This window comes from Burkholderia sp. Tr-20355, assembly GCF_017104685.1.
Taxonomy (GTDB): Bacteria; Pseudomonadota; Gammaproteobacteria; order Burkholderiales; family Burkholderiaceae; genus Burkholderia; species Burkholderia seminalis.
Window position 1 is genome coordinate 1 of the sequence record NZ_JAAGPK010000077.1, and the last position, 24,944, is coordinate 24,944.

A 24,944-nucleotide genomic window follows, 5' to 3' on the forward strand; every position below is an offset into this window, starting at 1 on the left:
TGCCGAGCCGCGGCTCCGGACGATGCGCCCAGCGATCGCGGTCGTGGTACCACGGCCGGTGCCGGTAATAGCGATCCCAGTACGCGGCGATCGCGAATCCCGTCACCGGGACCCCGATGATCGCGCCGTATTCGAGCAACGGTACGTAGCTGCCCTGGTACGGATATTCGAGCAACTGCGCATCGATCCAGCCGCGCACGCCCGGCAGCGCGACGTCGCACCACGAGTAATCGCTTAGGCAGCCGAATACGTCCAGCGCGGTATCGGGCGGGATCTGCGCGACCACGGGATAATCGGGCGCCGGCCCGGCAAACAGCTCGGCCGGCGAATTCGTGTAAGCGCTGCTCTGCGCGTCGGCCATGCCCGGCGCGGCCGCCAGGCCCACCAGGACGACACACAGGCTGCGGACAAACGTGTTTCTCATGATGCTCTCCCGCGCGGTGCCGCCGCGCGCCGGCCGATGCCGATCAGTGCCGATGGCCGCCGCCCCAGTGGCCGCCACCCCAATGCCCGCCGCCCCACGGACGATGCCAGTAGCCGCCGCGCCCGCCCCAGTATCCGCCGCCGCCCCAGCGGCCCCAGAAGCCGATCGTGACGGGTGGCCCGTACCAGCCCGGGTAATACGCGGGGGCGTAGTATGGATACGGCGCCGGCACATAGGCCGGCGCGACATATACCGGCGCCGGCGCTTCGACGTAGTCCGGGGTGGCTGGTACCGTGGAAGGGGCCGGACCGGGCGTGGCCGGCGCAACCGGAATTTCACGCTGTGACACCGTCGCGGGCGCCGGTGCGTAATAAGGCGCATAACCGTACGGGCTCATGTAGTAGCAGCCGCCGAGCGTCAGCGCGGCCAGCGCGATGACGGCAGGCCTCGCGGCGGGAATCGGGTTCATCTCGTGCTCCGGCAGAATCCGCGCGCCGCCGCCGGGCGCGCGCCTGACTCTAGCTTACGTCCCCTGCAGATTTCCGCGCGTATGATCGGTTACTTTTTGTTTCCTGGCCCGGATGGCGCGGGCACGCGGTGTGCTGCTCGTCCGCGGCGCCCACGTTGAAGTTGGCGCAAATGCCCTCAACTTGAACGATGTCAGGCTGACCGGCGCGGACGAGCGTTCGCGAGCAACCGGCCACCGCAAACCGGCGAGCTTCGGCCCGCCCCGACAGGAACGCGGCTCGCGCCGCCATCGACATGACTACGCCACGCCCCACTTCCCGGGCGGACACACCGCTCGATCCGATCATCCAGTTGCTGGCGCTTGCCGGCGAACAGGGTTATCTGACACACGCCGACCTCGTCGACGCGCTGCCGCCCGAAAGCGACAGCCCCGATGCGCTCGACGTCGTGCGCGCCGCGCTTGCCGACATCGGCATCGCCGTGCTCGACGAGCCGGCCGCGCCCGCACCGTTCGCCGCCGCGGCGCCGGTCGACGTCGATCGCGACACGCTCGACGAAGGCCGGGCCATGCTCGGCGAACTCGCACGCGGCACGAGTGCGTCGACCGATCCGCTCGCGCTCTACATGCGGCGCATGCAGGCGGTGCCGCTGCTGACGCGCGAAGGCGAAATCGTGCTCGCCCGCGAAATCGAGACGGGGCGCCATCAGGTGCTGCACGCGATCGCGGGGTATCCGGCGGCGGTCGACGCGCTGCTTGCGCGTCACCGGGCAACGGGTGCGGCCGCCGCCACCGGCACGGCTGACGACGAAGACGGCGATACGCCCGAACCCGCCCGCTACGACGTGCTGCAGGCAGCCGTCTCGACGTTGCGCGACGCGTTGCACACGCACGGCTTCCGTTCCGACGCCTATCGCGACGCGCGCAACGCCATGGCCGCCCTGCTCGGTTCGCTGCCATGGGCGGCCCCGGCCATCGACGACGCCAGCCGCGCCGTGCACGCGCTCGCGACCGCGCCGCACGACGCCGCGACGGGCGAAGCCGCCCGCTTCGACGCGGTCGCGCGGCGGGCATTGGGGGCCGCGCTGCGCGACGGCCAGCAGAAAGTGCGCGACGCGACGCGCGCGATGCTCGAGGCAAACCTGCGGCTCGTGCTGTCGATCGCGCGCAAGCACATGAACCGCGGCGTCGACCTGTCCGATCTCGTGCAGGACGGTTGCCTCGGCCTGATGCGCGCGATCGAGAAGTTCGAATACCGGCGCGGGTTCAAGTTCTCGACCTATGCGACCTGGTGGATTCGTCAGGCGATCACGCGTGCCGTTGCCGATCGCTCGCGCACGATCCGCGTGCCGGTACACGTCGGCGACCAGTACCAGCGCGTGCAGCGGCATGCGCTGCGCTTTCGCCAGCGCACGGGCCGGCGGGCGACGCCTGCCGAGCTCGCGGCCGAAACCGGCCTGGCCGAGGACAAACTGCGTGCGGTGCTCGCCCTGCCGGCCGAACCGGTGTCGCTCGACACGCCGCTGCCCGACGCGGACACCGGGCTCGTGGAACTGATCGAGGATCAAACCTCGGCCAGCCCGTTCGAGCGACTGGCCGACACCCGCATGCGCGACTGCGTGCGGTCGCTGCTCCGGTCGGTCACGCCGGCCGAGGCCGACGTGCTGAGCCGGCGGTTCGGCCTCGGCGGCGCCGAGCCCGATACGTACGACGCGATCGCGCAGGACGCGGGCATGTCGCGCGAACGCGTGCGGCAGATCGAGAAACGGGCGCTCGCCGCGCTGCGCACGGCAGCCGAGGCCGCGAACGCGCAGTCGTTCCTCGACGCGTAAGCGTAAGCGCACCCGCGCCGCACGGTCGTGCCGCCAACCGGCACGACCGTGCGCTTCGCGCATGTGCTACGTTTGCCATTGACGTGCATCAAGTTTTCTTCGTCGCGTGCCGCGACAATGGTGGAAAAGGCCGACCGGCGCATCGTTCGCCGCGTCCATTCCGTTTGAGCTTCCCCAGGTCCCTCGCCATGCAGACGACCGCCAGCCAAACGTTCGAGGAAAACCGCCACATCGCGACCTGCCTGCGCGAGGCCGCGCAGCGGCTGGCCGACCAGGGCGCGAATCCTTACCGGGTCGCCGCCTACCGCGCGTCGGCCGAGACGGTCGAGGCGCTCGACCGCGATATCCGCACCGTGTTCGAATCCGGCGGCATCGACGCGCTCGGCGCGCTGCCCGAAATCGGCACGGGCGTCGCGCAGGCGATCGCCGAGTTGCTGGTGACGGGCCGCTGGCGCCAGCTCGACCGGCTGTGCGGCGACGCCCAGCGCGCGTCCGCGTTCGAAGCCGTGCCGGGCATCGGCCATGCGCTCGCGCTGCGCATCCACGACCTGCTGCACATCGATACGCTCGAGGAACTCGAACGCGCGGCTCGCAACGGCCAGCTCGAAACGATCGCGGGGGTCGGCCCGCGGCGCGCGGCCGGCATCCGCACCGCGCTCGACGACGTGCTGAGCCGGCGCCGGCGCTGGCAGGGTCACATGCAACATGCCGGCCCCGGCACGGAGCCGCCCGTCGAACTGCTGCTCTATATCGACCGCCAGTACCGCCACAAGGCGGCCGCCGGCATGCTGCCGACGCTCGCGCACCGGCGCCTGAACGCGGACGGCTATGTGCCGCCGCCGGTGATGCACATGACCAAGGGCGGCTGGCATTTCACCGCGCTGAGCCTGCATGCCGCGATGCGCACGCCGGAGGCCGACCGCCCGACGGACTGGGTCTCGCTCTATTTCTACGACGCCGTGCAGCGCGAGCACCAGCGCACCGTCTTCACCGAAACGTACGGTTCGCTCGTCGGCAAGCGCATCGTGCGTGGGCGCGAGATGGAATGCCGCGTGTATTACGCGGGATGAGTCAGTCGTCCGAGGTTTCGTCGACGTCGAACGCCACGTCGAGCACGGACGCGATCTCGCGACAGGCACGGACGAGCGCGCGTGACCGGCGTTCGGCATGTGCCACGCCGAGATCGAACCACGTCGAATGCGTGACGTATGCGCCGACCGCTCCCCGTTTCGGCACGTCGAACCGGAACGTCACCATGTAGTCGCCGTTCCAGCGAACCGGCATCACCATCGTGAGTCGCAGCCCCGTGATCGCACCGTGGCGAAACCGGAAGCTGTCGTCGCCCACGCGAAACCCCGACCACGCGCCGTCGTCCGACACGAACACGGTCAGCGTTTCGTCCGCCGGCGGCGACAGGCCGTCCGCCGGCGCCAGTTCGGCCGCCCGCACCATCGCCGCGCCCGAACCGTCGCGCCCCGCCTCGACTTCCACGAACGCTTCGATCGCCTGCTTCGCCTTGTCGTAGAAACGACGCGCGACGCCGCTGTGCGCGGCGCCGGCAATCAGAACCAGTTGCTTGAATCGCGCATGCTCGCCGTATCGAAGCTGCACGCCGGGCGCGTCGCCCGCCTCGTCTTCGGGCTCGGCCTCGCGGCCATCGGCGGGTTCGGCCGGTACGGTCGCCCCAGGCTGCCCGCTGGCCCCACGCCGCCGTTTCACCGCCGCGGCGCCCCACGTCAGCAGCATGGTCTGCGCCGCCAGCACCCCCGCCATCGTCGCGCACCCCGCGAGAAACCCGTAATGCGGCCCGACCTTCGATGCCGCATACGCGGCCGGAAGCACATAAAGCACAAGCAATGGCACGAGCAATATCGACACGCGGCAACCCCGTTGTTTTCCGTGTTCGTTTTCGACTTTCGCCGGACTGCGACTGCCACCCGCGCATCGCGTGCGCTCACGGCCTACGCACCGTCCGTCTTCGTGCGACGCGCCGGATGACGATGCGCGGCGATGCGCAGCAGCTTCCGGAACGACGGACATTCGAGGTGACTCGGCGCCGGGCACACGGCCGCGTGCCGCAGCATGTCGCGCACGGCGCCGAGACGGCGGATCGTGCGGTCGAGTTCGTCGGCCTTGCCGTCGAGCTTCGCCCGATCGATCGCGGGCTGGCCGTCCGTGCCGACCATCGCGAGGATGTCGTCGAGCGAGAAACCGGCCTCGCGGCCGAGCGCGATCAGTGCCAGACGCTCCAGCACCGATTCGTCGTATTGCCGCCGCAGCCCGTGCCGGCCGACCGGAACGATCAACCCTTTTTCCTCGTAGTAGCGCAGCGTCGACGCGGGCAATCCCGAGCACCGCGCCACCTCGGCAATGTCCAGACGGCTCATGCTTGACCTCAAGTGAACTTGAAGTTGCAAGATAGTGACTCGACTACGCGAACGCAAGCCGGAAACGCCATGAAACCGCCCCGTATTGCGCCGCGCCACGCAGCGGCCATCGTACGGGGCGGGTCCCTGGGTCGCGGTGTTCGCGCTCGCGGTGCCGGTCCGTTGAACACCCGGCATGACACGAGCCGCGCCGGGTAGCGCTCGCTCAGCCGGCCGCCGGTGCGCCCGAACGGGCGCCCGCGTCACTCCCCGCCGCAATCGATCAGGTTGTGACGCACGCGTCCGAGCAGCCGCACCAGCGTATCGCGCTCGTCGGACGTGAAGCCGCGCAGCCCGTCGTCGGCGACGGTATCGCCCACTTCGAGCATCTGCGGAAAGATCTCCCGCGCCTTGTCGGTCAACCGGATCACGAACGCGCGGCGGTCGTCGTCGTTCGCGATGCGTTCGATCCAGCCGTAGCTTTCCATCCGGTCGAGCAGACGCGTCAGCGAGATCGGCGTGATCTCGAGCCATTCGGCCAGCCGCGCCTGGTTCATCTCGCCCTTCCACGTCAGGTACGCGAGCACGCGGCTTTGTGCCCGCGTCAGCCCGATGCGCTTCGCGCGCCGGTCGAACAGGCGTCCGTTCAGGCGAGCCACGTCGGCGATCAGGTAACCGATCCGGTTCTCGTAAGTCTTGTCCATCCGCCGATTATAGGGTCAAGCCGCCGGCAGGCCGCGGCTCGCGCCCAGGCAATAAGTGGCTTTATAATAAGCATGCTTATAATTTGAACCATACCGGATCGCCGCCCACGGCGATCGCCCGACGGAGACACCCGCTTGAACCCCGCCGCCGACGCCCCCGCCTCGCCCGCCCTGAACCGGCCGATGCTGACCCTGTCGATCATGCTCGCCACGCTGATCCAGACCCTCGACAGCACGATCGCGAACGTCGCGCTGCCGCACATGCAGGGCACGCTGTCCGCGTCGCAGGACGAAATCACGTGGGTGCTGACCTCCTACATCGTCGCCGCGGCGATCGCGACGCCGCTCACCGGCTGGCTGTCCGACCGGTTGAGCGTCAAGCGGCTGCTGATCGTGTCGATCGCGGGTTTCACGGTGGCGTCGGCGCTGTGCGGGCTGTCCGAGACGCTCGTGCAGATCGTCGGTGCGCGGCTGCTGCAGGGCGTGTTCGGCGCCGCGCTGGTGCCGCTGTCGCAGTCGATCCTGCTCGACATCAACCCGCGCGAGAAACAAGGCCAGGCGATGGCGATCTGGGGGATGGGCGTGATGGTCGGCCCGATCCTCGGCCCGACGCTCGGCGGCTGGCTCACCGACAGCTACAACTGGCGCTGGGTGTTCTTCATCAACGTGCCGATCGGCGCGTTCGCGCTCGCCGGCGTGATGACCTTCCTGCCGGCACGCGCGCCGCGCCCGCACGTGAAATTCGATGCGTTCGGCTTCGCGACGCTGGCGCTCGCGATCGGCGCGTTCCAGGCCATGCTCGACCGCGGCGAACAGCTCGACTGGTTCGGTTCGTACGAGATCCGCATCGAGGCGCTCGTCGCGGCGCTCAGCTTCGCGTTCTTCCTCGTGCATACGGCGACCGTCGGCAAGGCATCGTTCTTCAAGTCGGAGCTGCTGCGCGACCCGAACTTCGCGACGGGTACGCTGTTCATCTTCGTCGTCGGCGCGGTGTTGTACGCGACGCGCGCCCTGCTGCCGCCGATGCTGCAGAACCTGATGGGCTACCCGGTCGCGACGACGGGCCTCGTCACCGCGCCGAGCGGCGCCGGCACGATGATCGCGATGCTGCTCGTCGGCAGGCTGCTGAAATACGTGGATGCACGGATGCTGCTGCTCGCGGGGCTCGCGATTTCCGCGCTCGCGCTGTGGCAGATGATGCAGTACACGGTCGTGCTGTCCGAATCGGACATCGTGTGGCCGGGCGTGGTCCAGGGCTTCGGGCTGGGGCTCGTGTTCGTGCCGCTGAGCGCTCTGTCGTTCTCGACGCTGCCGCCGGAGTTGCGCGCGGACGGCACGGCCACCTACAGCCTGATGCGCAACATCGGCAGCAGTATCGGCATCTCGATCGTGCAGACGCTGATGACGCGCAACACGCAGGTCGCGCATGCCGACCTCGCGACCCACATCACGCCGTTCGACCCGGCCGTGCAGGCGCTGGCCGGCAGCCGCCTCGACATCGCGCTGCTCGATCGCACGATCAACCAGCAGGCGGCGATGATCGCTTACCTGAACGACTTCAAGCTGATGTTCGTGGCGACGCTGCTGATGATCCCGCTGTTGCTGCTGATCCGCCCGCCGCAGAAAACGGCGAGCGTCGACGTCGCGCACGCGGCGATGGACTGACGGGCGCGCATGCGCCCGTCCGACGCCGCGTCAGACCTTCATCGTGCCGGTCCGCACGTAGCGCTCGTGCCACGACAGCGCCTCGGCGAGCAGGTGCGGCGTGTGCTTGCCGAAGCTCTCGCGCGACGCGCGCTCGAAGTAGTCCTCGAGCATCGGCCGGTAGTCGGGATGCGCGCAGGTCGCGATGATCTTGCGCGCGCGCTGCTTCGGCGACAGGCCGCGCAGGTCGGCCAGGCCCTGCTCGGTGACGACCACCGCGACGTCGTGCTCGGTATGGTCGACGTGGCTCGCCATCGGCACGATCCGCGAGATCGCGCCGCCCTTCGCGGTGCTCGCCGACATGAAGCACGACAGATAGCCGTTGCGCGCGAAGTCGCCCGAGCCGCCGATACCGTTCTGGATCTTCGTGCCCATCACGTGCGTCGAGTTCACGTTGCCGTAGATGTCGGCCTCGATCATCCCGTTCATCGCGATGCAGCCGAGGCGGCGCACGAGCTCCGGATGGTTGCTGATCTCCTGCGGGCGCAGCACGATCTTTTCGCGGAACGTCGCGATTTCGTCGGCGAAGCGCTGCACGGCGGCCGGGCTCAGCGACAACGCGGTGGCCGACGCGAAGCTCAGCGTGCCGTCGTCGAGCAGGTCGAGCATGCCGTCCTGGATCACTTCGGTATAGGCCGTCAGGTTCGAGAAGCCGGCCGAGCTGAGCTCCGCGAGCACCGCGTTCGTGATGTTGCCGACGCCCGACTGCAGCGGCAGCAGGTTTTCCGGCAGGCGGCCGCGCTTCACTTCGTGGCGCAGGAAGTCGATCAGCTGCAGCGCGATCTGCTTCGACGTCGCGTCCGGCGCGGAGAACGCATTGCTGCGATCGGGCGCGTCGGTCTCGACGATCGCGACGATCTTGTCGGCCGGGCAGCGCAGGTACGGCTCGCCGATGCGGTCGTCGCTCTTCGTCAGCGGAATCGGCTTGCGATGCGGCGGCAGCGCGGTGCCGTAATAGATGTCGTGCATCCCGTCGAGGCCGAGCGGCTGGCGCGCATTCACCTCGAGGATCACGTGCTTGGCGCGTTCGAGCCAGGTCTTGTTGTTGCCGATCGACGCGGACGGGATCAGCAGCCCGTCCTCGCGGATGCCCGCGACCTCGACGATCGCGACGTCGAGATCGCCGTACAGCCCGAACCACGCGTACTGCGCGACGTGGCTCAGGTGGACGTCCTGGTAATCGACTTCGCCGCCGTTGATCTTGTCGCGCAGCGTCGGGTCGGACTGGTAAGGCAGCCGCATCGAGATGCCGTCGGTGCGGGCGAGCGCGCCGTCGAGTTCGGGCGCGGTCGACGCGCCGGTCAGCACGTTGATCCGGAAGTCCTCGCCGCGCGCGTGCGCCGCGTCGATATGGGCGGCAAGCGCGGCCGGGACGGCCTTCGGATAGCCCGAACCGGTGAAGCCGCTCATGGCGACGGTCATGCCGGGACGGATCAGCGCGGCGGCTTCGTCGGCGGTGCGGACGAGCGAACGCAGGGCGGGAGCGAGGATGCGTGATGAAGACATGGCAGGTTTCTGACGCTGGGGTCTGTCGTTGACGTCGCGGGGGGTGTCTCCTGAGCGACATGAAGCCCTTGGGGCCGCGCGGGGCGGCCGGCACCACAGGCATGGCCGGAGTATCGCAGAGGCCGTCGCCGCGAAATGTCCGCTGGATGCAAAAGATCCTTGCCGAATATGCCGGGTATCGAACGACCGTTCTGTGACAGTCGATCCGCGCCGCCCGATGCACCCGAAAGGTGCGCGAAAGCATCGGAGCGAATGGCCGGACGACGATCGCCAACCGTCGCGCATCAATCGGCGGATTTCCATTGCAATTCGCCGCCCGATATCGGCAATGGCCGATGAAGTCGCGGCGCGGCCGATTGTCGCCCGATGATGCTTTGCCGGACCTGACGCACGTCAACGTCGCATGCGCTGCGCACGGCTCGCCGCCGCGCGCGAAAATCTCCGCCGCATCGGCCCGCGAGGCCCGCCCGTCCTTGACAGCGGCGTGACGCGAACCACACTGGAAGACGGGCCCGGCGACGCCGCCTGCCGTCCCGATCGGCCGCCCTGTCGCGCATCCGGCTTCGGCCGGCCGATACGTGCAAGACGCGGTAACACTCCCGCATGTCAGGACATTGATCGAATAAAAAGCAACAAATTACAATTCCGTATATATTTCGCCGATGGACCAAAGAAAAACCGCCACACGCGCCGAGCCCCCCCTGCCACGCACCTGGGATGCGCGGCTCGCGCGCTCGCTTGTCCGACCGCTCGTCGATACGCCGGTCACCCCGAATCACCTGACTACCCTTCGTCTGCTGATCGGCCTCGCCGGTGCCTGGTGCCTTGCGCACGGCGGCTTCGGCTGGAGCAATGCCGGCGCGTTCCTGATCGTGCTGTCGAACTTCGTCGACCACACCGACGGCGAACTCGCGCGCATCAGCGGCAAGTCCAGCAAGATCGGTCATTTTTACGATCTCGCGGCCGATGCGCTCGTCACGGTCGCGCTGTTCGTCAGCATGGGGCTCGGCATCGTCGCCCAGGGCGGCCAGATGGCCGCGTCGCCGGTGCTGCTGGGCGCGGTGGCCGGTGCGGCCGTCGCGCTGATCTTCTTCCTGCGCATGCGGATCGAATCGATCGCCGGCAAGGCCGGCACCAAGCAGGCGTTCGCAGGCGGCTTCGAAACCGAAGACGTGCTGTACCTGCTGCCGATCGTGACGCTCGTCGACGGCGTCGAGCCGTTCCTGCTCGCGGCATCGATCGGTGCCCCGCTGTTCGCCGCATGGGTCGTGATCGACTGGTGGCGCATCGTCCGCCGTGGCAACGCTCCGCGGAATTCAACCGAAATCCAGGCTTCCAAATGACTCCTAGCACGCGCGACGACTCCGTGCTGAGCCCGGCACGCCCCGCGCCCGTGCGCGCGGCCGCAGCCGACCCCGATCGCACCGTGGCCGACCGCGTCGGCCGGCTCGACCTCGACCGCCTGCGCGGCGACTACACGCGCCAGGGCTCGTTCCTGTACCTCGACACGTTCCTGCCCGCCGACGCGCACGCGAAACTCGCGAGCGCCGCCCGCGCGATGCAGGCCGGCCTGAACCGCAATTACCTGCCCGGCCACAAGCAGGGCGGCAGCGTGAGCCGTCATACGATCGACGAGCAGGCGCCGTACATCGCCGAGCTCTATCGCTCGAAGGCGCTGATCGGCTTCCTCGAGAAAGTCACGGGCGACAAGCTGATGCTGTCGCCGGACGACGATCCGCACGCGTACGCGCTGTATTACTACACAAAGCCCGGCGACCACATCGGCTGGCATTACGACACGTCGTACTACGATGGCCGTCGCTACACGCTGCTGATCGGCGTGATCGACGAATCGTCGTGCCGGCTCGACTACGAGCTGCACACGCGCAACCCGGACGTCGCCGACGAACCGGGCTCGGTGCAGATCGCCGACGGCGGCATCGTGCTGTTCGACGGCGACAAGCTGCGTCACCGCATCACGCCGCTCGGCCAGAACGAGATGCGCGTGTCGCTCACGTTCGAATACGTGACGAACCCCGGCATGCGGCCGTGGAAGCGCTTCATCTCGAACATGAAGGACGCGATCGCGTATTTCGGTTTCCGCCAGGTGTTCAAGCAACTGGCGACGCGACGCACGACCGGGTCATGACGCGCGCGGGCCTCATCCTGCTGTCCCTCGGGACCGCACTCTTCATCGCACTCCTTGCCTGGCAGGGCATCGGCGCGGTCGCGTCCACGTTCCTCGCGGCCGGCTGGGGTCTCGCGCTCGTCGCGGCGTTCCATGTCGTGCCGCTCGTGATCGATGCGACGGCGATCTCCGCCATGTTCCGCCGCGGGCAGCCCGGTGCCGATCTCGGCAACGCGCTGCGCGCGCGCTGGGTCGGCGAATCGGTCAACAGCCTGCTGCCCGCCGGGCAGATCGGCGGCCCCGTGCTGATGGTGCGCCACCTCGCGCAGCGCGGCACGCGAATGGCCGACGCGGCGGCGGCCGTGACCGTCAGCACGACGATGCAGGCGCTTGCCCAAATGGCCTTCGCGTTGATCGGCGTCGCCGCATTCAGCCTGTATGCGACGCACGAGTCGGTCGCGCACCTGCGCACGCCCGCGCTGATCGCGACCGGCGTGCTCGGCGCGCTTGCGTTGCTGTTCTACGCGGCGCAGCGGCGCGGGCTGTTCGGCCGCGGCCTGCGCCTCGCGTCGAAGCTGCTCGGCCCGCGCGACTGGTCGTCGCTGGCCACGCGCGCCGATGCGATCGACGACGCGGTCGGCGCGCTGTACCGCGATCGCGCGAAGGTCGCGAAGACGTTCGCGCTGAGCCTCGTCGGCTGGATCGTCGGCACCGCGGAAGTGTGGCTCGCCCTGCACTTCCTCGGGCACCCGGTGAGCTGGCTCGACGCGCTGCTGCTGGAAAGCGTCGGCCAGGCGATCCGCGGCGCGGCCTTCGCGATCCCCGGCTCGCTCGGTGCGCAGGAAGGCGGCTACCTGCTGCTCGCCCCGCTGGTCGGACTGCCGCCCGACGCGGCGCTCGCGCTGTCGCTCGCGAAGCGCGCGCGTGAACTCGCGCTCGGCCTGCCCGGGCTGCTCTATCTGCATTTCAGTGAAAGAAACTGGCAGCGGCGCCGTGCGCCGCAGCCGCTCGCCGACTGATCGTTCAGATCGCCGGCTTTTTGGTTGGAGAACCCATGCGAGCCATCATTCTTGCGGCAGGCCTCGGCTTGCGCCTGCAACAACCGCCCGAAGCGCAGTTCCCGAAGTGCCTGCTGCGCTTCGACGACGTGTCGCTGCTCGAGCGCCATCTGCGCGTACTCGACGCCGCGGGCGTCGACGAGATCGTGCTCGGGCTCGGCTTTCAGCACGAGAAGGTCGAGCAGGAACTGAAGCGCCTCGGCCGCCAGGCCGAGATCGTGATCAACGACCGCTACGACCTCGGCAGCGTGCTGACCGTGCATACCGTCGCCGATGCGATGACGCGCGGCGGCGACGTGCTGCTGATGGACGCGGACGTGCTGTACGACGAGAACATCCTGCATGCGCTGGTGGCCGATGCCGACCAGGCGGTCGACCGCCTGCTGATCGACCGCGACTTCGAGGCCGGCGACGAGCCCGTCAAGCTGTGCCTGAAGAACGGCGTGCCGGTCGAACTGCGCAAGCAGCTCGCGGTCGACCTCGACTACGACACGATCGGCGAATCGGTCGGCTTCTTCCGCTTCACCGAAGGCACCGCCCGCCGCCTCGCGACGATCGTCGCGGGCTACGTCGACAGCGGCCGCGCGAACCTGCCGCACGAGGAAGCCGTGCGCGACCTGCTGCTCGAAGGCGGCCATTCGTTCGACGTGGCCGACGTCACCGGCTCGCCGTGGATCGAGATCGACTTCCCGAACGACGTCGCCCGCGCGACCCAAGACATCCTCCCCCTGATTCAACGCACGACCGCAGGAGCCGCACGATGAACGCACGCGAACCCAACTTCACCGAATCGCGCAGCGCGCGCCTGCGCCGCATGCTCGTCAGCAGCGACCTCGAATTCCTGATGGAAGCGCACAACGGCCTGTCCGCGCGCATCGTCCGCGAAGCCGGCTTCAAGGGGATCTGGGCGTCGGGCCTCGCGATCTCCGCGCAGTTCGGCGTGCGCGACAACAACGAAGCGAGCTGGACGCAGGTCGTCGACGTGCTCGAATTCATGGCCGACGCGAGCGATCTGCCGATCCTGCTCGACGGCGACACCGGCTACGGCAACTTCAACAACGTGCGCCGCCTCGTGAAGAAGCTCGAACAGCGCGGCATCGCGGGCGTGTGCATCGAGGACAAGCAGTTCCCGAAGACGAACAGCTTCATCGGCGGCGAGCGCCAGCCGCTCGCGGAAATCGACGAGTTCTGCGGCAAGATCAAGGCCGGCAAGGATTCGCAGACCGATCCCGACTTCTCGATCGTCGCGCGCGTCGAGGCGCTGATCGCCGGCTGGGGTATGGACGAGGCGCTGCGCCGCGCGAACGCGTATGCGGAAGCCGGCGCCGACGCGATCCTGATCCACAGCAAGCTGTCGCGCCCGGACGAGATCCTGCAGTTCGCGCGCGAATGGAGCGGCAAGGCGCCGCTCGTGATCGTGCCGACCAAGTACTACAGCACGCCGACCGACGTGTTCCGCCAGGCCGGCATCAGCACCGTGATCTGGGCGAATCATCTGATCCGCGCGTCGGCATCCGCGATGCAGGCGACCGCGCGCGAGATCCACGAAAGCGAAACGCTGATCAACGTCGAGGACCGCGTGGCATCGGTCAACGAGATCTTCCGCCTGCAGGACGCCGACGAGTACTCGGCGGCCGAGCGTATCTACCTGTCGTCGTCGTCGCGCGCGTCGAATGCCGCGATCGTGCTCGCCGCGAGCCGCGGCAAGGGCCTCGAAGCCGTGACCGAAGACAAGCCGAAGGTCATGCTGCCGGTCGCCGGCAAGCCGCTGCTGCGCTGGCTCGTCGACGGCTTCAAGACGCACGGCGTGAACGACATCACCGTGGTTGGCGGCTATCGCGCCGATGCGATCGATACGTCGGGCATCAAGCTCGTCGTCAACGAGCGCCACGCGCAGACCGGCGAGCTCGCGTCGCTCGCCTGCGCGGCCGAACGCCTGACGGGCGACACCGTGATCTCGTACGGCGACCTGCTGTTCCGCAGCTACATCGTGCGCGACCTCGCGGAGAGCGAGGCCGAGTTCAGCGTGGTGGTCGATTCGTCGCTCACCGAGACCAATCAGAGCGTGCGCGACTTCGCCCTCTGCTCGGCCGCCGACGATCGCGGCCTGTTCGGCCAGAAGACCTACCTGCAGCGCGTGTCGAGCGACGTTGCCGCGGGCACGCCGCACGGCCGCTGGATCGGCCTGCTGAACGTGCGCGGCGCCGGTGTCGAGCGCCTGAAGGCGATGCTCGCGACGCTGCAGGCGCGCCCTGATTTCGACACGCTCGACATTCCGTCGCTGCTCAACGAACTGATCGCCGCCGGCGAGAAGATTGAGGTGCAGTACGTGCACGGCCACTGGCGCGGGGTCAACGACCTCGAGGACTTCCGCCGCGCGGGCGACTTCGCGCACGGCCAGACGCCGCTGTCCGAACCGGGCGCCGGCAACGGGGGCGCGCAATGATCGAAGCGGCCCAGTTCGTCGAGGCCGCGCGCGAACGCGGCTTCGACTGGTACGCGGGCGTGCCCTGCTCGTACCTGACGCCGTTCATCAACTACGTGCTGCAGGACCCGACGCTGAACTACGTGTCGGCCGCGAACGAAGGCGACGCGGTCGCGCTGATCGCGGGCGCGACGCTCGGCGGCAAGCGCGGGATCGCGATGATGCAGAACTCGGGGCTCGGCAACGCGGTGAGCCCGCTCACGTCGCTGACCTGGACGTTCCGCCTGCCGCAGCTGCTGATCGTCACGTGGCGCGGCCAGCCGGGCGTCGCCGACGAGCCGCAGCATGCGCTGATGGGCCCGATCACGCCCGCGATGCTCGACACGATGGAGATTCCGTGGGAGACGTTCCCGACCGACCCCGAACAGGTCGGCCCGGCACTCGACCGCGCGATCGCGCACATGGACGCGACGGGCCGCCCGTACGCGCTCGTGATGCAGAAAGGCAGCGTCGCGCCGTATGAACTGAAGGCGAACCCGGCCGCCAAGCCGCGCGCGCATGTCGCCGCGCAATCGTCGTCGCGCGCCGTGTCGGCCGATGCATGGCCGACCCGTCACGACGCGCTGCGGCGCGTGATCGCGCACACGCCGGTCGATTCGACCGTCGTGCTCGCGTCGACCGGCTTCTGCGGCCGCGAACTCTACGCGCTCGACGATCGCCCGAACCAGCTGTACATGGTCGGCTCGATGGGCTGCGTGACGCCGCTCGCGCTCGGCCTCGCGCTCGCGCGCCCCGACCTGCGCGTGGTCGCCGTCGACGGCGACGGCGCCGCGCTGATGCGCATGGGCGTGTTCGCGACGCTCGGCACCTACGGCCCGGCCAACCTCACGCACGTGCTGCTCGACAACGGCGCGCACGAATCGACGGGCGGCCAGGCAACCGTGTCGCAGCATGTGTCGTTCGCAGGCGTCGCGGCCGCATGCGGTTATGCGTCGGCGCTCGAAGGCGACACGCTCGACGTGCTCGATGCGACGCTGGCCGCATCGGGCGACGGCGCCCAGTTCGTGCGCGTCGCGATCCGCACGGGCGTGCCCGACGGCCTGCCCCGCCCGACCGTCACGCCGGTCGAGGTCAAGACCCGTCTGATGCGGCACATCGGCGCCACGCAGACCGAAGCACACGTTGAAGGAGCCCATTGATGCTGCTGCTGAACCCCGGCCCGGTCACGCTCACCGAGCGCGTGCGCCGCAGCCTGCTGCAACCCGATCTGTGCCACCGCGAAAGCGAATTCTTCGATCTGCAGGATGAGGCGCGTGCGCGCCTCGTCGCCGCGTACGAACTCGACCCGGCCGAATGGACGGCCGTGCTGATGACGGGCTCGGGCACGGCGGCCGTCGAAAGCATGATCGCGGCGCTCGTGCCGCAGGACGGCAAGCTGCTCGTGATCGAGAACGGCGTGTACGGCGAGCGGATCACGCAGATCGCGACGCAGTACGGCATCGCGCACGACGTGCTGAAGCATGAATGGATGCAGGCCCCGGATCCCGCGCAGATTGCCGCGCGCCTCGACGCGGGCGGCTACACGCACGTCGCGGTGATCCATCACGAAACGACGACGGGCCGCCTGAACGACCTCGGCGCGATCGCGGAAGTCTGCCGCGCGCGCGGCGTGAAGATGCTCGTCGACGGCGTCAGCAGCTTCGGCGCGGAAGCGATCGACTTCGCCGGTGGCGACATCGATGCGGTTGCCGCGACCGCGAACAAGTGCCTGCACGGGGTGCCTGGCGCGGCGTTCGTGATCGTGCGACGCCGCGCGCTCGCGAAGGCTGCAAGCCGTACTTACTATCTCGATCTCGGCCGTCTCGCGAAGCTGCAGGATCAGCGGAACACGCCGTTTACGCCGTCCGTGCATGCGTACTATGCGCTCGTCGAGGCGCTGCGCGAATTTGATGAAGCCGGCGGCTGGCGTGCGCGCCATGCGCATTACAAGGCGCTCGCCGATCAGGCGCAGGCCGGGCTCGCTGCGCGCGGGATGCCGCTGGTGCTGCCGGAAGGCGCGTCGTCGGTCGTGCTGCGCGCGTATCGGCTGCCGCAAGGCGTCACGTACGAAGCGCTGCACGACGGGCTGAAGGCGCGCGGCTTCGTGATTTACGCGGGGCAAGGCGGGCTGTCGAAGGAACTGTTCCGGATCTCGACGATGGGCGCGATTCAGGCGGCTGACGTCGAGCGGTTGCTGGAAGGGTTTACGGCGCTGACGCGTTAAACGGCCGCCCTTTCTCGTCGATCGAAGGCCCGCAAGGGCCTTTTTTCTGGTTCGAGGAATTCCACGGGTGTCGTGCGTCGACCCATCTCGGTCGTACGACGCCGGCCGCTTCCAAAGCACCGCCCCCTCCCGTCGAAAGGAGGGCGAGGACGCCAAACGGCCAGCACCGATGCAACCCTTTGTCATTGGTGCAGGAACTCCAGCACCATCCGGTTGAATCGCTCCGCGTGCTCCCATTGCGCCCAGTGCCCGCAGCGCCCGAACACGGTCAGATCGGCGTTCGGCATCCCCCAAACGAGCCGCAGCCCGACATCCATGGGCACGAAACGGTCATCGCGTCCCCAGATCACGAGCGCCGGCGCCTGAATCTCGTTCAGTCGGTGACCGTAGTCCGGAAACTGCTTCGGATTGGCCGCCAGACTCTTCACGAAATTCTCGAGATGATCGCGCCGCGCGAGCATATTATCGAGCCGCGTCTGCATCAGCTCTTCGGTCATCGTGCTCGCGTCGTAGACGAACACATTGAGCATCTTCTTCAGGTTCTCGAGCGTCGGGGCGCGATACAACCCTTGCAGCAGCTTGATGCCTTCGGTCGGCATCGGCACAAACTGGCTCGGACCGCCCGTGCCGCCGCCCATCAGCACCAGCTTGCCGACGCGCTCGGGATACGACAGCGCGAAGGCCACCGCGCTATGCCCGCCCATCGAGTTGCCGACGAGATGCGCGCGCTCGACGCCGAGCGCATCCAGCACGCCCTTCAGCACGCGCGCGTTGAGGTCGGAGCGAGAGCCGGTACAGACGATCGAGTCGCTCTTGCCCCAGCCGGGACAGTCGACGAGGATCACGCGATAACCCGCATTCGCGAACGCGTCCACATTGCGATGGAAGTTCGCCCAGCCGCTCGCGCCCGGACCGGAGCCGTGCAGCAGAACGAGCGCTTGCCCGCCCGCGCCGGTGTCGTTGTAGTGCACACGCAGTTCCCTGCCGCCCTCCATCACGTTCATGTACTTGCTGGTCGCGGCTTCGGTATGAATCACGGTGTCAGTCATGTCGATGTCCTTCGTCAGATCGATTCGGTTCCAAGGGTGTGCGAGCCGTTGGTCGACTCGCGCGGAGATTTCGCGACCACGGTGAGCGCACCGAGCGCCGCGATCACGATGAGCGGAATGCTCGAGATCACGAGCATCGACGCGCTCTGGCCTAACGCCAGCAGTTGCCCGGCGATCAGCGGGCCGACCATCGATCCCACCCGGCCAACGGCCACCGCCGCGCCGACACCCGTGCCGCGCACGCGCGTCGGATACGTTGCACCGGCGAGCGCATACAGCACCGACTGCGTGCCGACGAGAAACAGCCCCGCCAGCAGGCCGCCCCATGCCATCGACACGCTGCCCGTCGCGCTGGCGAGCGCCAGTAACGCAGTCGCGATGCCCGTGTACATGCCGACCACGACCGGCCGCTTGCCAATGCGATCCATCAACCCCGCGATCACGATTGCGCCGACACCACCGCCGATGTTGAACATCATCTGCACGATGCTCGCCTGTACCGGCGTGAGGCCGCGCGAGAGCACCATCGATGGCAGCCAGTTCATCAGGAAGTACAGCACGATCAGCGTCCCCAGATAGCTGATCCACAGCGAGAGGGTGGTCGCCGCGCGCCCGTCACTGAAGAGCGCGCGCACGATGCCGTCCTTCGACTCGCGGGTCGCGCCCCGGCTTGCCGCGACGAAGTACGTCGACTCCTTCAGGAAAATCGCCAGCAGCGGCAAGGTCAGCAGCGGCCCGATCCCGCCGACATAGAAGATGTGCCGCCAGCCCTCGGCGCCCGGGCTGACAATACCGATCACTGCCGCGAGCGCCGCACCGAACGGCATGCCGCAGTACATCGCACCGACCGCCGTGCTGCGTCGCCCGGGCGCCGCCGCTTCCGCGCACAGCGCGATCAGGTTCGGCATCGCGGCGCCCAGGCCGAGGCCCGTGAGAAAACGCGCGATGAGCAGGCTCTGCAGATCCCACACCTGAGTCGTTGCAATCGAAAATATCCCGAACAGCGCGACCGACATCATCAGCACGCGCTTGCGGCCAATGCGATCCGCGAGCCTGCCGCCAATCGCCGCACCCGGCAACAGGCCGAGCGCGCCGATGCCGAATGCCCAGCCGAGCTGCGCGACGGCGAGATGGAACTCGTGTGCCATGCGCGGCGCGGCGACGCCGGTGGATTGCAGGTCGAGACCCTCGAGGAGGGCAACCGCGAGGCACAGCCCGATGGTGATGGCGCCGCCGGCGCGCGGGGGAGAAGCCGTTGACGTTTTCATTGATGTCTCCAGGTTGAACGATGCGGCGCTCTTCACGGCGCCTGGCATACGTGTGTGGTTCAGGCGCTGGCTTCGCGCTTCTTCAGATCGAGCGCAACGTCGACGATCATGTCTTCCTGACCGCCCACCATGCGTCGTTTGCCCAGTTCGACGAGAATGTCGACCGCTTTCAGGCCGTACTTCTTCGCCGCGATTTCGGCATGCCGCAGGAAGCTCGAATACACGCCCGCATAGCCGAGCGCGAGCGTTTCGCGGTCCACGCGCACCGGCCGGTCCTGCAACGGGCGCACGAGATCGTCGGCCGCGTCGAGCAGGCGATATAGATCGGTGCCGTGATGCCAGCCAAGGCGCTCGGCCGCCGCGACGAACACTTCGAGCGGGGCATTGCCCGCGCCCGCCCCCATGCCCGCCAGACTCGCATCGATGCGGTCGCAGCCCTCCTCGACCGCAACGATCGAGTTGGCCACGCCGAGGCTCAGGTTGTGATGGGCATGCATGCCCGTGTGGGTCTCGGGTCGAAGCACGGCCTTGAGCGCCTTGAAGCGCGCACGAATGTCGTGCATGTTCATCGCGCCGCCCGAATCGACCACGTACACGCAGGTCGCGCCATAGCTTTCCATCTTCCTCGCCTCGATCGCGAGGTGGTCAGGCGTGGTCATGTGGCTCATCATCAGAAAGCCGACGGTGTCCATGCCGAGGCTGCGCGCATACTCGATGTGCTGCTTCGAAATGTCCGCTTCCGTGCAATGGGTCGCGACACGGACGACACGCGCGCCCGCGTCGTACGCGGCCTTCAGGTCGTGAATCGTGCCGATGCCAGGCAGCAGCAGTGTCGCGATTTTCGCGTGCTTGACCACATCGGCCACCGCCTCGATCCATTCCAGATCACTGTGCGCGCCGAAGCCGTAGTTGAAGCTCGAACCCTGCAGGCCGTCACCGTGTGCGACCTCGATGCTGTCGACCTTCGCCTCGTCCAGCGCGCGGGCAATGTCCTGCACGTTCCGAATCGAATACTGATGACGGATCGCGTGCATGCCGTCGCGCAGCGTCACGTCGGAGATATAGAGTTTCTTGTCCATGATCGGGTGCTCCCTGCTTCAGGCGTTCACAACCGACGCGGCCATGCGTTCGGCCGTTGCCAGCGCGGCGGAAGTCATGATGTCGAGATTGCCCGCATAGGCCGGCAGATAATGGGCCGCGCCTTCCACTTCGACGAAGATCGAGGTCTTCAGTCCGCTGAAATGGCCGAGTCCGGGAATATGCAACGGCGCGTCGGAGGGGATGTCGTCGAACTGCACGGACTGCTTCAGGCGATAGCCGGGCACATAGGACTGGATGGCAGCGGCCATCTCGCCAACCGACGTTTCGATCAGCGCCCGGTCTGCCGCCTCGGACAGCACATAGACCGTGTCGCGCATCATCAGCGGAGGCTCGGCCGGGTTGAGCACGATGATCGCCTTGCCCTTGCCGGCGCGGCCGACCGCTTCGATCGCCTTCGACGTCGTCTCCGTGAACTCGTCGATGTTGGCGCGTGTGCCGGGTCCTGCCGACTTGCTGCTGATCGATGCGACGATCTCCGCGTAATGCACCCTTGCGACCCGCGACACGGCGGCGACCATTGGAATCGTCGCCTGTCCGCCGCACGTGACCATGTTCACGTTCGGCGCATCGAGATGCGCGTCGAGGTTCACCACCGGTACGCAGTACGGGCCGATGGCGGCGGGCGTCAGGTCGATCACGCGAATGCCGGGCTTGAGCGCGCGCAGGAACGCGTCGTTCTTCACATGCGCGCCGGCCGACGTCGCATCGAACACGAAGTCGATCTCGTCGAACACGGGCAGGCGCGCCAGCCCTTCCACGCCGTCATGCGTCGTCGCCACCCCGAGCCTTGCGGCGCGCGCGAGGCCGTCCGAGGCAGGATCGATGCCGACCATCGCCGCGACTTCGAGATGCCTGCTGCGGCGCATGATCTTGATCATCAGGTCGGTGCCGATGTTGCCGGATCCGATGATCGCGGCTTTGCACCTGGTGTTCTCTGTTGCCATGGGAATGTCTCCGTCCGTCATTCGCTGAAACTGGCGCGCACACTGCCGAGCCCTTCGATATGCGCCGTATAAGTGCCGGCCGCCTTCACCGCGACCATCGGGCCAAGCGCGCCCGTCAGCACGATGTCGCCCGCGCGCAGCGGCGTGCCGAGTCGAACCATCCGGTCCGCGAGCCACGCCGCCGCATTCAGCGGATTGCCGAGGCACGCGCCGCCATTGCCGCGTGACAGGACTTCGCCGTCCTGCGTGAGCGTCATTGCACAAGCGGTCAGCTCGATATCGCGCAGCAGGACCGGGCGGCTGCCGAGCACGAACAGCGCGCTCGACGCGTTGTCCGCGACGGTGTCGAAAAACCGGATGTCCCAGTCGCGGATGCGACTGTCGACCACCTCGATCGCGGCCACCGCATACGCGGTCGCTGAAATCAGATCCGCGTAGGTGTGTTTTTCGGCGGTCAGGTCGCGTTCGAGCACGAGCGCGATCTCCGCTTCGACCTTCGGCTGAATCAACGAGGCGAGCGGCATCGGCTGGCTGTCGCCGTACGCCATCGACGCGAACAACGCGCCGAAGTCGGGCTGATCGACGCCAAGCTGCTTCTGCACCGCGGGCGAAGTCAGGCCGATCTTCCTGCCGACGACGCGCTCGCCGTTCGCCGCGCGCAAGTCGTTGTTGATCTGCTGGATCGCGTAGGCGAGTGTCGCGTCGCCTTCGGGACACGTCTCGCGCAGCGGCGCGATCGTCCGGCGCGAGGCCTGCGCTTCACGCAGGCGCGCGGCCATCGAAAGCATGCTGTTGTCATCCGACATGGTTCTATCTCCTGGAAAGGGCCTGTTCTCGCGCGTGCATCGCGCCGAAGCCGGCGATCCATTCCGGAATCGCGCGGTAGTAATCGATCGAAGCCGCATACGGACCGCTCGCCGCAAGCGCACTGAATGCGGCGACCCACGTGCGAATCTCGTGCGCGGACTTGCCTGCATCGCGCGTGATCGCTTCGTTCGTGAGGCCATCGGCTGCGGTGAGTTCACCGCGTTCGAGCCATTCGAGAAACATGTGGTCCCATGCGGGATTGAGCGGATGCAGGCGGCTGTCGCCCGCTGCGAATGCCTTGGCCGCCGCGACGGTACGGGATTGCCGCGCATCGCGCGACGCCGGTGACGGGTTGCGCCCAGCGATCAGCCGTTCCGCGACGATATCGTCCGCGCCCGCGATTTCCGGCACCGGCGGCTCATGCGAAATGCCGCCCGAGCCGATCAGCAACACGCGCCGGTTCATGCGCGCGACGGTACGGCCGATCGCATCGCCGAGCAGTCGCGCGCGGCGGCACGACGCCATCGGCGGCGCGACCGAGTTGATGAAAACGGGCACCACGGGATAGCGGTCGATGCCGCCCGTGAGTACCTCGAGTGCCTGCGCGCAGCCGTGATCGACCTGCATGCGATACGACACGGCTACGTCGATATCGCTCGCGAGCGTCGCATCGGCAAGCGCGAGCGCCACATCGCGGTCGACGGGCAACGGGCCGGCCGCGCTGCCGAAATCGCCGATGGCCGTCGCGCTCACGCCGATGCAGAACTGCGGCATCACGTCGTAGAAAAATCCGTTGTAGTGGTCAGGCGCGAACACGATCACCAACTCCGGATCGAACGCGTCGACCCGCTCGCGCGCCGCGCGCTGCACCTGCTCGACTTCCGCGACGACCGCCGGCGCCGGATCGAAGTAGCCGTGCAGCGGCGAGTGCGACATGCATTCGAGATGGATCGGCATTTCAGGCCCCTACCAGATCGGCGGCATGCGGGAACGTCGCGTCGTTGATCGTCGCGCCCGTCGTCGCGGCAAGCGACAGCCTTTGCGCAAGCTGCGACACGCAACCCGATACGCTTTGCGGCGAGCACATGCCGGCCACGAAGCGGTCGGGCCGCAACAGCACGACCGATTCCGGCACGCGCGCGAACCAGTCGCGCAGGCGCGAATCGACATCGCCAATGGCGATCACGTCTTCGGGCACGTCATCGTGGAACGCGAGCTGCGGGTCGGGCTTGGCGATCACGAAACACCCCCCGAGCGCGGTCCAGATGCGGCGCGCCTCGGGCGTCAGGCCGAACGTCGGGTCCGAGCCCCATCCCACGATCGCGAAGCGGTTGCCGATCGCATCGTCGAGCCGGACGATGCTGCCATCCACGCGACGCACGCGCGGCTGGATGAACATGCGGCCCACGGGGGTGCCAGCCTGCGCATCGCGGCCATGCACCATCCGCCCGATCAGCGATTCACGTTTCTCGCTCATCAGACCGACCAGCCGCCCGAACGCGCCGTGTCCGCGCTTCGCGATCATGCGCGCGAGCAGCCCTTCGGACCGCGCGCGGCGCGCCAGCAGCACGACACCTTCTTCATAGCGCGGCATCGGCTTGAAGCGCATCTCGACGAAATAGCGCTGCATGGCGGGCAGCACATCGAAGCAGCGCACGAACGCGTCACGCACTTTCGATCCGACGAAGCTCGTCGGCGCGAAGATATCGCCCGCGACTTCCGAGAGGTGGATCATCGAGCGTGCATGGGCGCGCCGCTCCATCGTGTAGGTATCGAGCAGCGTGTCGCGCGCGGTGCCTTTCACGACCATCGCAAGCTTCCAGCCGAGATTGCTCGCGTCGCGAATGCCGCTGTTGTAGCCCTGCCCCTGCCACACCGGCATGATGTGCGCGGCGTCTCCCGCGAGCAGGATGCGCTTGACGCGGAACGTGCTCGCGAGCCGCGCGTTGTGCGTATAGACCCGCTGACGAATGTAGTCGACCTTGTCGGGGTCGTCGACCACCCCGCGCACCAACGCCGCCATGTTCTCCGGCTTCGACAGTTCCTCCTCCGTCTCGCCCGGCATCACCATGAATTCGAAGCGCCGGATCCCGTGCGGCAGCGCCGCCGACACGTACGGACGCCGCGCGTCGCAATGCAGATAGACATGCGGAGAGCCGATCGGGTCGTTGCGCACGTCGATCACGATCCATTGATTCGGCTTCGTGCGGCCTTCGAACGGCACGTCGAGCGTGCGACGCACGAAACTGTTGCCGCCGTCCGCGCCGACCATGTATGCGGCGCGGATCGTCGTCTTTGCACCGTGCGCGTCTGTCGCCTCTATGGTCACACCGCACTCGTCCTGCGCGAAGCTGTCGACGCCGTGGCCAAGCAGCGTCGACACATTCTCGAAACGCTCGAGACCGCCGTACAGAATCCGATCGGCGAGCGGCTGGATGAACGCATTGCGGCGCGGCCAGCCGAACTCGTCGGTGCGCGGCTCGATCGACGCGAAGCACTTCCCTTTCAGCGTGAAGCGCATCCAGTGATTCGGCGTGGTGTGCGGAAGCAGTTCGTCGACCAGGCCGACCGACTGGAATACGCGCAGCGCTTCGTCGTCGAGGCCGATCGCCCGCGGATAGTCGATGATCTGCGCGAGCTTCTCGATGAGGACGACGCGCACGCCCTGCAGGCCGAGCAGGTTCGCGATCATCAGGCCGACCGGGCCCGCGCCGATGATGGCGACATCGGCGTCGATCGAACGATGTGTCGTTTCGTGAGGATGAGCGCGGCCGTTGCCGGCCGCCGGTTCAAAGGCGGGGCGCATGCTTGTCTCCTGACTGGGCTTGTCCGATGTGCTGAACCGACGAAGCGCCTGGCGCTCGATCGTTCAACTTATGCACGCAGTTTATGGAGGGCG

General features: G+C 67.8%; 23 protein-coding genes. 10 read left to right on the top strand and 13 right to left on the bottom strand.

What is annotated here, in order from left to right:
- Both G3N62_RS20035 and G3N62_RS20040 read right to left on the bottom strand, forming a co-directional pair.
- The coding region (locus G3N62_RS20035) for an SH3 domain-containing protein (RefSeq protein ID WP_346778205.1) at positions 1 to 424 on the bottom strand (424 nt) is incomplete at its 3' end.
- A gap of 43 nt (positions 425 to 467) precedes the next feature.
- Positions 468 to 893, bottom strand: a complete 426-nt coding sequence (locus G3N62_RS20040) for a hypothetical protein (protein WP_124669404.1) — start codon at positions 891 to 893, stop codon at positions 468 to 470.
- 293 nt (positions 894 to 1,186) lie between these two features.
- Between G3N62_RS20040 and G3N62_RS20045 the strand changes: the two genes are divergently transcribed.
- Both G3N62_RS20045 and G3N62_RS20050 read left to right on the top strand, forming a co-directional pair.
- Positions 1,187 to 2,722: a sigma-70 family RNA polymerase sigma factor gene (locus G3N62_RS20045; RefSeq protein ID WP_124669405.1), complete on the top strand. Its 1,536-nt coding sequence runs from the start codon at positions 1,187 to 1,189 to the stop codon at positions 2,720 to 2,722.
- Between the two features lie 188 nt (positions 2,723 to 2,910).
- Positions 2,911 to 3,792: a helix-hairpin-helix domain-containing protein gene (locus G3N62_RS20050; RefSeq protein WP_069705274.1), complete on the top strand. Its 882-nt coding sequence runs from the start codon at positions 2,911 to 2,913 to the stop codon at positions 3,790 to 3,792.
- A 1-nt stretch (position 3,793) separates the two neighbouring features.
- Here G3N62_RS20050 and G3N62_RS20055 read toward each other — a convergent pair whose 3' ends face one another.
- The 3 genes from G3N62_RS20055 to G3N62_RS20065 all read right to left on the bottom strand — a co-directional run bounded on the left by G3N62_RS20055 (position 3,794) and on the right by G3N62_RS20065 (position 5,792).
- A complete protein-coding gene (locus tag G3N62_RS20055) occupies positions 3,794 to 4,585 on the bottom strand; it encodes a hypothetical protein (RefSeq protein ID WP_154233834.1) in 792 nt (263 codons plus the stop codon).
- A 98-nt stretch (positions 4,586 to 4,683) separates the two neighbouring features.
- Positions 4,684 to 5,109 (bottom strand): helix-turn-helix domain-containing protein, encoded by a 426-nt coding sequence (locus G3N62_RS20060; protein ID WP_034191620.1) that lies wholly within the window; start codon positions 5,107 to 5,109, stop codon positions 4,684 to 4,686.
- A gap of 242 nt (positions 5,110 to 5,351) precedes the next feature.
- The gene (locus tag G3N62_RS20065) at positions 5,352 to 5,792 is read right to left on the bottom strand and encodes a MarR family transcriptional regulator (protein WP_034191621.1); all 441 of its coding nucleotides are present in this window, start codon (positions 5,790 to 5,792) and stop codon (positions 5,352 to 5,354) included.
- Positions 5,793 to 5,927: 135 nt separating this feature from the next.
- Between G3N62_RS20065 and G3N62_RS20070 the strand changes: the two genes are divergently transcribed.
- On the top strand, positions 5,928 to 7,457 hold the full coding sequence (locus G3N62_RS20070; RefSeq protein WP_034191622.1) for a DHA2 family efflux MFS transporter permease subunit: 1,530 nt from the start codon (positions 5,928 to 5,930) through the stop codon (positions 7,455 to 7,457).
- Between the two features lie 30 nt (positions 7,458 to 7,487).
- Here the strand turns inward: G3N62_RS20070 and G3N62_RS20075 are convergent, their stop codons facing one another.
- Positions 7,488 to 9,002 (bottom strand): acetyl-CoA hydrolase/transferase family protein, encoded by a 1,515-nt coding sequence (locus tag G3N62_RS20075; protein ID WP_059556415.1) that lies wholly within the window; start codon positions 9,000 to 9,002, stop codon positions 7,488 to 7,490.
- Between the two features lie 662 nt (positions 9,003 to 9,664).
- Here G3N62_RS20075 and G3N62_RS20080 point away from each other — a divergent pair.
- Genes G3N62_RS20080 through G3N62_RS20110 form a run of 7 tightly spaced genes read left to right on the top strand, consistent with a single transcriptional unit; the run spans position 9,665 to position 16,876 of the window.
- Complete coding sequence (locus G3N62_RS20080) at positions 9,665 to 10,345, top strand: CDP-alcohol phosphatidyltransferase family protein (protein WP_059556414.1); 681 nt, start codon at positions 9,665 to 9,667, stop codon at positions 10,343 to 10,345.
- Positions 10,342 to 11,151: a 2OG-Fe(II) oxygenase gene (locus G3N62_RS20085; RefSeq protein WP_034191625.1), complete on the top strand. Its 810-nt coding sequence runs from the start codon at positions 10,342 to 10,344 to the stop codon at positions 11,149 to 11,151. Before G3N62_RS20080 ends, G3N62_RS20085 begins: the two co-directional genes overlap by 4 nt.
- Entirely contained in the window at positions 11,148 to 12,149 is a 1,002-nt protein-coding gene (locus G3N62_RS20090) for an HpnL family protein (protein WP_034191626.1), read from the top strand. The genes G3N62_RS20085 and G3N62_RS20090 overlap by 4 nt, the downstream gene beginning before the upstream one ends.
- 35 nt (positions 12,150 to 12,184) lie before the next feature.
- Entirely contained in the window at positions 12,185 to 12,952 is a 768-nt protein-coding gene (locus G3N62_RS20095; RefSeq protein WP_034191627.1) for a phosphocholine cytidylyltransferase family protein, read from the top strand.
- The gene (gene aepX / locus G3N62_RS20100; RefSeq protein WP_034191628.1) at positions 12,949 to 14,634 is read left to right on the top strand and encodes a phosphoenolpyruvate mutase; all 1,686 of its coding nucleotides are present in this window, start codon (positions 12,949 to 12,951) and stop codon (positions 14,632 to 14,634) included. Before G3N62_RS20095 ends, aepX begins: the two co-directional genes overlap by 4 nt.
- The gene (aepY, locus tag G3N62_RS20105; RefSeq protein ID WP_124669406.1) at positions 14,631 to 15,812 is read left to right on the top strand and encodes a phosphonopyruvate decarboxylase; all 1,182 of its coding nucleotides are present in this window, start codon (positions 14,631 to 14,633) and stop codon (positions 15,810 to 15,812) included. The genes aepX and aepY overlap by 4 nt, the downstream gene beginning before the upstream one ends.
- Positions 15,812 to 16,876 carry a 2-aminoethylphosphonate aminotransferase gene (locus G3N62_RS20110; protein ID WP_059556412.1) on the top strand — a complete coding sequence of 355 codons (1,065 nt, stop codon included), beginning with the start codon at positions 15,812 to 15,814 and terminating at the stop codon, positions 16,874 to 16,876. Before aepY ends, G3N62_RS20110 begins: the two co-directional genes overlap by 1 nt.
- Before the next feature lie 182 nt (positions 16,877 to 17,058).
- Here G3N62_RS20110 and G3N62_RS20115 read toward each other — a convergent pair whose 3' ends face one another.
- Genes G3N62_RS20115 through G3N62_RS20145 form a run of 7 tightly spaced genes read right to left on the bottom strand, consistent with a single transcriptional unit; the run spans position 17,059 to position 24,851 of the window.
- Positions 17,059 to 17,925: an alpha/beta fold hydrolase gene (locus G3N62_RS20115; RefSeq protein ID WP_034191631.1), complete on the bottom strand. Its 867-nt coding sequence runs from the start codon at positions 17,923 to 17,925 to the stop codon at positions 17,059 to 17,061.
- Positions 17,926 to 17,939: 14 nt separating this feature from the next.
- A complete protein-coding gene (mhpT, locus tag G3N62_RS20120; protein ID WP_034191632.1) occupies positions 17,940 to 19,193 on the bottom strand; it encodes a 3-(3-hydroxy-phenyl)propionate transporter MhpT in 1,254 nt (417 codons plus the stop codon).
- 59 nt (positions 19,194 to 19,252) lie between these two features.
- A complete protein-coding gene (gene dmpG / locus G3N62_RS20125; protein WP_311767572.1) occupies positions 19,253 to 20,275 on the bottom strand; it encodes a 4-hydroxy-2-oxovalerate aldolase in 1,023 nt (340 codons plus the stop codon).
- A gap of 15 nt (positions 20,276 to 20,290) precedes the next feature.
- Positions 20,291 to 21,238 carry an acetaldehyde dehydrogenase (acetylating) gene (locus G3N62_RS20130; protein ID WP_124669407.1) on the bottom strand — a complete coding sequence of 316 codons (948 nt, stop codon included), beginning with the start codon at positions 21,236 to 21,238 and terminating at the stop codon, positions 20,291 to 20,293.
- A 17-nt stretch (positions 21,239 to 21,255) separates the two neighbouring features.
- A complete protein-coding gene (gene mhpD / locus G3N62_RS20135; protein WP_034191635.1) occupies positions 21,256 to 22,044 on the bottom strand; it encodes a 2-keto-4-pentenoate hydratase in 789 nt (262 codons plus the stop codon).
- Between the two features lie 4 nt (positions 22,045 to 22,048).
- Positions 22,049 to 23,002, bottom strand: coding sequence for a 3-carboxyethylcatechol 2,3-dioxygenase (locus tag G3N62_RS20140; protein WP_124669408.1), 954 nt, complete (start codon positions 23,000 to 23,002; stop codon positions 22,049 to 22,051).
- A gap of 1 nt (position 23,003) precedes the next feature.
- The gene (locus tag G3N62_RS20145; RefSeq protein WP_124669409.1) at positions 23,004 to 24,851 is read right to left on the bottom strand and encodes a bifunctional 3-(3-hydroxy-phenyl)propionate/3-hydroxycinnamic acid hydroxylase; all 1,848 of its coding nucleotides are present in this window, start codon (positions 24,849 to 24,851) and stop codon (positions 23,004 to 23,006) included.
- Between the last annotated feature and the right edge of the window lie 93 nt (positions 24,852 to 24,944).